The following is a 7457-nucleotide window of genomic DNA, read 5'->3' as shown; positions in this document are numbered from 1 at the left end:
GGGATCGGGCTGCCCCAGGCAAAACAGGTCTATTACCGCATCACGACGCGCGTCCAGGGCCCCCGCAATACGGTGAGCTACGTCCAGACCATCGTCGCACTCTAGTTGCAGCGCAGCACCGCCGTTCAAAGGAGTTCGCCATGAAAACTCATCGACCGATTTCCGCCGCCCCGTCCCTGCTCGCCCTGCTCGCCCTGGCAGCCGGGGTACACGCCGCGACCACCGAACTCGCCTCCGCTCCGCTGTCCGGCGCCTCGACCGTGCAGATTTTTCCCAACATCCTGTTCGTCCTCGACGATTCGGGCAGTATGGACGACGACGCCATGCCCGACTGGGCGCGCGGCGCCCCGTTGCATCAGGGCAAGAACCCGGGTTTCAACGGTGTCGCCTACAACCCGGCGTTGACCTACAGCCCGCCGATCTATTTCGCCGCCGACGGATCAGCCGACACCGCCACCTACCCGAGCCAGACGAGCGCGAGAACGGCCAACTGGACCTCGGTGATCAACGATGGCTACCGGGTTCAGCACAAGGTGGCGGGCGTCACCGGCAGCACCAACCTGGCGGCCGCCGCCTTCTACTACGTGACCGTCGCCGGCGAATACTGTACCGACAAGACACTGCGCGACTGCGTGCCGGCCAGTGCGCCGACCGCCACCCATCCGCTGCCGGCCAATCTGCGCTGGTGCAACAGCCAGAGCGAAGCCTATGCCGCAACCCCCGCCGCGGGCGCCTGCCGGGCGACCCAGACCGACGCCACCTACCGCTATGCGCGCATGCCGGAGCCGCACACCAGCCGGCTGACGATCAACGCCGGCGGTTCGGTCACCAACATCACCGTTGCCGGCAGCGAGATGCTCTCCGCCACGGCGACCGGCGCCGGACCCGGTGAACTCGCCATCGCCCTCCGCAACGCCATCAACGCCTGCAGCTTCCGTCTCGTCGGCAACTGTCAGACGGTCGGTTACCGGGCAACCTCGGCCGGCAGCGTGGTCACCATCAGCGCGCCCGCCGCCACCCCCAACGCGCCGGTGCTGCTCCCGGCCGGCACGATCAGCGCCACCACTTTCGGCCGCTCGACCACGCTCGGCGAGAACCAGGCACCCGGCGACGTGCAGTTGAAGGTCATCACCGGCAGCACGGCCACCTATCCCAAGGCCGCCACGCGCACCGACTGCGGCGGAACGGGCATCGCCACCTGCAGCTACGAGCAGGAGATGACCAACTATGCCAACTGGTGGGCCTACTACCATACCCGCATGCAGACGATGAAAACCGCTTCCAGTCTGTCCCTGTCGGGCATCGACCAGACGCGTCGCGTCGGCTACATGACGATCAACAACAACAGCGGCAGCGATTTCCTGAACATCCAGGAATTCGCTCCGGCGCAGAAAAAGGCCTGGTACGACAAGCTTTTCGCGGCCGTACCGACCGTCGATACCTACACTCCGCTGCGCGTTGCCCTGGCCAACGCCGGCTACCTCTACGCCGGCAAGTACAACGGCCAGACGCTGAACGGCGTCTCGGTCACCGATCCCGTGCAGTATTACTGCCAGAAGAACAACACGATCCTGTCCACCGACGGCTACTGGAACCAGGGCGCGGGTTTCACGCTCGCCAGCCGGACGACCCTGGTCGGCGATCAGGATGGCAACGTCGATCGGCCGCAATTCGATGGCGGCGCACCGCAGGCCTATGAGATCGTCAGTCAGGTCACCAGGACCAGTACGACGACGCAACCCACCCAGCGCCAGAAAAAGACGCAGCAACTGCAGAGCAACACCTCCCCGCTGCAGATCAGCACCAACACCGTGCCGCAATCGAGCACGCAGACCCTGCTGGCCCGGACCACTCCGCTGCTGATGGAAACCTCGCAGTTGCAGGCCCGCATACGTCCGCTGCAGCAGCGCACCAAGAACCAGCCGACGCGCAGCGACATCATCTCCCGCGAGTGGTGGTCGAGCACCCAGCAGCTCGAGGAGCGAACGCTCACCAAGTGGCAGAGCCAGCTTGCGTACCTCATGTATCGTGAGTCGATCCTGCAGACCAAGATCTCGACCCTGATGACGCAGACCTCGAAACTGCAGACGCGCAGCTATGTGCTGCAGGCGCAGACCCAGCCCCTGCTGAAGACCGTCACCCAGATGCAGAAGCGCACCTCCTCGGACAGCGGGATCACCTGGACCGACTGGGCCAACGTCGCCGAATGCATTACCCAGCCGAGCGGCATCAGCCGCATCGAGTGTCAGGCCCTGCCGGCGGCGCCACCCGTCGCCGACACCACCTGCACGGTCATCACCCCGGTCATCGACGCACCGGTGATCGGCGAAAGCCTGCGGCGACGTTATCTGACCGGTTCTTCCTGCGCCTACGGTACTGCCTCCGGCTGGAACACGGCGGTTGCCGCGTGCACCACCAGCGCCCGGTCGAGTGGCGGTGAAGGCTCGACCTGGGTCGGTCCGGCGACCGAGTGCCGCTACGAAGGGGACGGCATCTATCGTGACGCCACCCAGACCTGCACCGCCGCGGCACGCTCGACGGGCCCGGTTTTTTCCGTCCTGACGGCACGCGATTGTCAGTACGTGGTCGACGCGGCATGGGCTCCGGCAACCGCCACCTGTACACCGGTCGCCGAAAACAACCAGAACCTCAGCGCCCGGCGGTGCCAGTACAGCGGCTTCCCGGCCACCTGGAGCACCGCCGGCGCGAGCTGCACGCCGCAGCCCGAGGATCGGACGAACTTCACGGTGCTCGAGGCGCGCCAGTGTGCTTACAGTGGTTTCCCCGCCACCTGGAGCTTCGCCACGACCACCTGTACGGTACAACTGGAAGACCCCAACTACGCTGTCGCAGTGGCCCGCGAATGTGGCTACCTGCCTCCCAGCGGCTGGCAGGACACCGCCAGTTGCACCCTGCTGCCACAATCCACCTCATCGCCCTACACGGTAGTCACCGCCACCACCGCCTGCCGGCAGGTGTGGACCAATTGGGCGGCGACCAATCAGGCCTGTGTAGCGAATGCGACGACCGAATGCCAGTATGCCAAGGCAAGTCCACCCGGCCCCGACGCAAGCTGCCCCGCCTCGGCGCTGGCCGCTGATTTCACCAACCCGGTCGCCAAGGTCTGTGTCGAACTGGTGAACCTGGGTCCGCCGCAGAACGTCACGCAGTGCGTTCCCGACACCAACGTCCCGCCGCGCTGGGTTTGTAACATCGGCTGGACCGACTGGACCGACGCCACGGGAGCCTGCACTCCGCTCGCCGATCAGACCGAATGCCGCTACCTCCCGCGCCGTCTGGCGAGCTGGCAGAATGTCTCTTCCTGTACACCGGTGGCCGGTTCGGCAGCGCCGCCCTTCACCGAGCTGAAGGACATCGAGTGCCAGTACGACCAATGGACGGCGCAGCAGAACGTTGCCAGTTGCAGCGAACTGCCGCAGTCGCAAAGCGCGCCCTTTACGGTCGGCGTAGCATCGCATTGCTCCTATGGAACACCGAACAGCTGGCAATCGGCGACCGGAACCTGCACGGTGGCCGGCCAGACCGGCAACAACTTCGTCGGCCCGAAAACGGAGTGTCAGTACGCCGCGCCCACCAGTTTCGCCGACGATGCAAGCTGCCCGGGATCGGCCGTCGCCGCTTCGCAGGGCTCACCGTACACGGTCACCGTTGCCAAGACCTGTTCAACCAGGTGGAGCGACTGGCAGAACACCAATGGCCCATGCACGGCAGACGGCACGATGACCCAGTGCCAGTACGGACCAGCCAGCGGCTGGGTCAACGCTTCGAGTTGCACGCCCGTCGCGCATTCCGGCGGCCCCGTCTATCCGGGAGCCGCTCAGGACTGCCGGATGGAGCCGACCAACCCGCCGTGGCAGAACGTCGGCAGCAACGACTGCACGGCGGGCACGGTCAACGGCCTCACCACCTCCTGCCAATGGGTAACCCCGCCACCTACCGCACAGTTCGTCGCCGACTGCGGGTTCGAGCAGACAGCCGACGCGAGCAACGGCTGGGTGGACATCCGCTGCACGACCGCCACCCAGCAGCGTGACGTCGGACTGTGCACGGCCCTGGAGCCGGTGGGCTGTCCGGCCGACACCAGCCGTCCGGACCTCTGCAAGCGAACCCGCTGCGGCATGCGAAGTCTGGGCGCAACACCGGACACCCTGGCCGACGTCGCCCAGTACTACTACATGACCGACCTGCGGACCAGCACCCTCGGCAACTGTGCACCGAACGGCGACACCACGCGCAACGTCTGCCAGTCCCCGGATGTGAACGACACGGCCGGACTCGTCCAGCGCATGACCACCTATACGCTGGGTCTCGGTGCCTCCGGTCTGATGCAGTACCAGGACAATTACCAGCAGGCCTTGCAGGGCGACGGTAGCGACTTCGCCAGCATCAAGTGGATCACGACCGCCCTGCCGGCGCAGGGCATCTGTTCCTGGCAACAGTTCGGCGACTGCAACTGGCCGACGCCAGCCGACAATGCCCAGACCAACATCGATGACCTCTGGCATGCGGCGGTGAATGGCCGCGGCACCTACTTCAGCGCCCGCGACCCGTCCAGCCTGGCCACCGGCATCAGCAGCGCGCTGGCCAGCATCAGCACGGCCCAGGGCTCGCTGGCCGCCACCACGGTGACCTCACCCACCCTCGTGGCCGGTGACAACGGGATCTACGAGGTATCGTTCGAGGTCGGTGTCTGGGCCGGCGACGTGGTCAAACGAACCGTCGATGGTAATACCGGGGCAATCTCCACGAGCACCGTCTGGTCGGCCGAGGAGCAACTGCGCCGGAAAATGACCAGCAACAACACGCTGCCACCCGACGAGGGCCAGCGTACCATCTACACCTACAACCCGGGCGGCACCGACAATCTCAAGGCGTTTGCCTGGAATGCCTTGTCAATCACCGAACAGGGCTTCTTCTCCCGGCCCTACATCAATGACCTGACGCAATTCTGCACGGCCGGCCTCACCTGCCTTGCCGACCCCGAGAAGAACACCGCCAGCGGCGAGAACCTGCTGAAATTCCTGCGCGGCGACCCGGGCCACGAGGGCGGTGTGCAGAATCTCCTGGCCTTCTACCGTCAGCGTTCATCAGGCGGGGCAGGCAATCTGCATCGACCGCTGGGCGACATCTCGGGCTCGGAAGCCGTCTTTGTCCAGAAACCGCACTGGAGCTACGTCGACCAGCAGTACGCCGAGTTCAAGCTGGCCAACAGCGCGCGCCGCTCGATGGTCTACGTCGGCGCCAACGATGGCATGCTGCACGCCTTCGACGCGACCACCGGAGAGGAACTCTGGGCCTATGTTCCGGCACTGGTCATTCCCAAACTGTACAAGCTGGCCGACAAGAACTACCCGGCGCAACATCAGTTCTCCGTCGACGGCACGCCATCGGTCGGCGACATCTGCGCCGACACGGCCGCCAACTGCGCCACGGCGAACAACCCGAACGTCTGGAAGACGATTCTGGTCGGCGGCCTGAATTCCGGCGGACGCGGCTATTACGCGCTGGACATCACCGATCCGGCACACCCGAAGGCGCTCTGGGAGTTCACCAACGCCAACCTGGGCTATACCTATGGCAACCCGGTCATCACCAAGCTGAAGGACGGGACCTGGGTCGTCATCGTTTCGTCCGGCTACAACAACGTCACCCCCGGCGATGGCCAGGGCCGCCTGTTCATACTCGAGGCCCATACCGGGAACCCGATTACGGCCATCAACCTCGATGGCACGATCAGCACCGGCGTGGGCGACACCACCACGCCCAGCGGGCTGGGACGGATCAGCGCCTGGGCCAGTTTCCCCGACTTGAACAACACCGCCGAGCGCGTTTATGGTGGCGATCTGCTGGGGAATCTCTGGCGTTTCGACATCAACGGCGACATCCCGGTGATCTCCAACCCGCGAGTCTACGATGCACTGCGCATGGTGACGCTGGTCGATGCGGCCGGCAACCCGCAGCCGATCACTGCCAAACCGGAATTGGGCAGGGTGAACAACCAGGCCGTGGTCTTCATCGGAACAGGGAAAATCCTCGGTGCGGTCGACTTCAACCCGGTCAACGCCTCGCCTCCCCTGTTCCAGACGCAGTCCTTCTACGCGATCAAGGACAGCCTGACCGACACCACGCTGAGCAATCCGCGCCTCTCCGGCACGTTCAACCAATGGGCACCGCAAGCCGGGACCTGTCCGGTGAACAGTTCGCTGTGCACGGCCGGCAAGCCAACGGTGACGCTTTCCCCGCTGGTCGTCCGGCAGACTGGCGAAACGGACGTGCAGTTCGACGCCCGACGGCAGGCCGCGCAGAAGCAGTTGGTCAGCGACGCTTTTGGTACGACCAACAATGGCTGGTTCCTCGACCTCCCGGGCGACGGCGAACGAAGCAACACCGACTCCAGCCTGGTGCGCGGCAGCATCGCTTTCAACACCAACCGCCCGCTCGAAAGTGGTGCCTGCATCCCGCGCGCCGTCGGTTACCGCTACTTCCTCGACTATCGCACGGGCAATGCAGTCGAAGGAACCGACGGCATCATCGGTGTCAAGATTGCCGACAGTCTGGTTACCCGGGTTGCGGTCGCCGTGCGCACCGACGAACGGCTGGTCGGCCTGACGCGAACCGAAGGAGGCGATGTAGGAACCGGCGGCGGTGCCGGTGGTGGTGGCGCCGGTGGCGGCGGCGGTGGCGGTGGCGGCGCCGGCGGTGGCGGAACCGCCAGTCAGGGTCCAAGCACCCAGACCGGAGAAATCCCGACGCCGCCACCGAGCGACTCGGCACGACGCATCTCGTGGCGAGAACTGTCCGCCGACTGACCCGGCGCCTTCAAGGCAGCACCCCGGATGGGCCATCCGGGGTGCTGAGTGCGGGAAGAGCCCGGGTCTTCTCCGCCCCGTGCAGCGGCACGGTCAAGATGGCATGAGGGTGACAGGCACTGTGACTACGCAGCGCGACCTTGCTCCGACGAGCTGGCCGCAGGCATACCGACTGGCCGCGCCCCGCCGGTATGGCGCAGCACTTCACTCCTCGATCGGCACGGCCTTGAAGGCGTCACTCGCTTCGAGGCGGGCAGCCAGCCCGCTGAGCGCCGGACAGGCCTCCACCGACCACTCATGCGGCAGTACGTAACGGACAAAGCCGATCCCGGCAACCGCGGAGATGTCTGCCTGCGTCAGGCGACCACCAAACAGGAACTCGCCTGCGAGCCTTTCTTCAAGCATTGCAAAAGCCTGGCGCATCTGCTCGCGCAGGCGCTCCGACCAATCCGGCCATTGCAGTTCCAACGGCCGTTTGCGCTCGTATTCGATGGCCACCGCTTTCTCGGTCGCCACCATCGCCAGGGCCATCAGTTGCTGCACCTGCCGTCGCTCAGGTCCGCTGCGCGGCGTCAGTGCCAGGACGCCGCGGTGGACGGCAAGTTCGTCGAGGTAATCGAGCAGATA

General features: G+C 65.5%; 2 protein-coding genes. One reads left to right on the top strand and one right to left on the bottom strand.

What is annotated here, in order from left to right; translation table 11 throughout:
- Positions 1 to 140: 140 nt before the first annotated feature.
- Positions 141 to 6830, top strand: a complete 6690-nt coding sequence (locus JNK99_RS13050) for a PilC/PilY family type IV pilus protein (protein WP_291853819.1) — start codon at positions 141 to 143, stop codon at positions 6828 to 6830.
- Between the two features lie 204 nt (positions 6831 to 7034).
- Here JNK99_RS13050 and JNK99_RS13045 read toward each other — a convergent pair.
- Positions 7035 to 7457: glutathione S-transferase C-terminal domain-containing protein (locus tag JNK99_RS13045; protein ID WP_291853817.1), on the bottom strand; the 423-nt coding region annotated here is incomplete at its 5' end.

The sequence above is a fragment of the Accumulibacter sp. genome (assembly GCF_016789985.1).
Lineage (GTDB): Bacteria > Pseudomonadota > Gammaproteobacteria > Burkholderiales > Rhodocyclaceae > Accumulibacter.
The sequence above is the reverse complement of the archived record's forward strand: the minus strand, read 5'-3'. Positions and strand labels throughout refer to the sequence as shown.

Coding starts and splice junctions, on each gene's coding strand:
- JNK99_RS13050 (WP_291853819.1), top strand. CDS start 141: ATGAAAACTCATCGACCGATTTCCGCCGCCCCGTCCCTGCTCGCCCTG.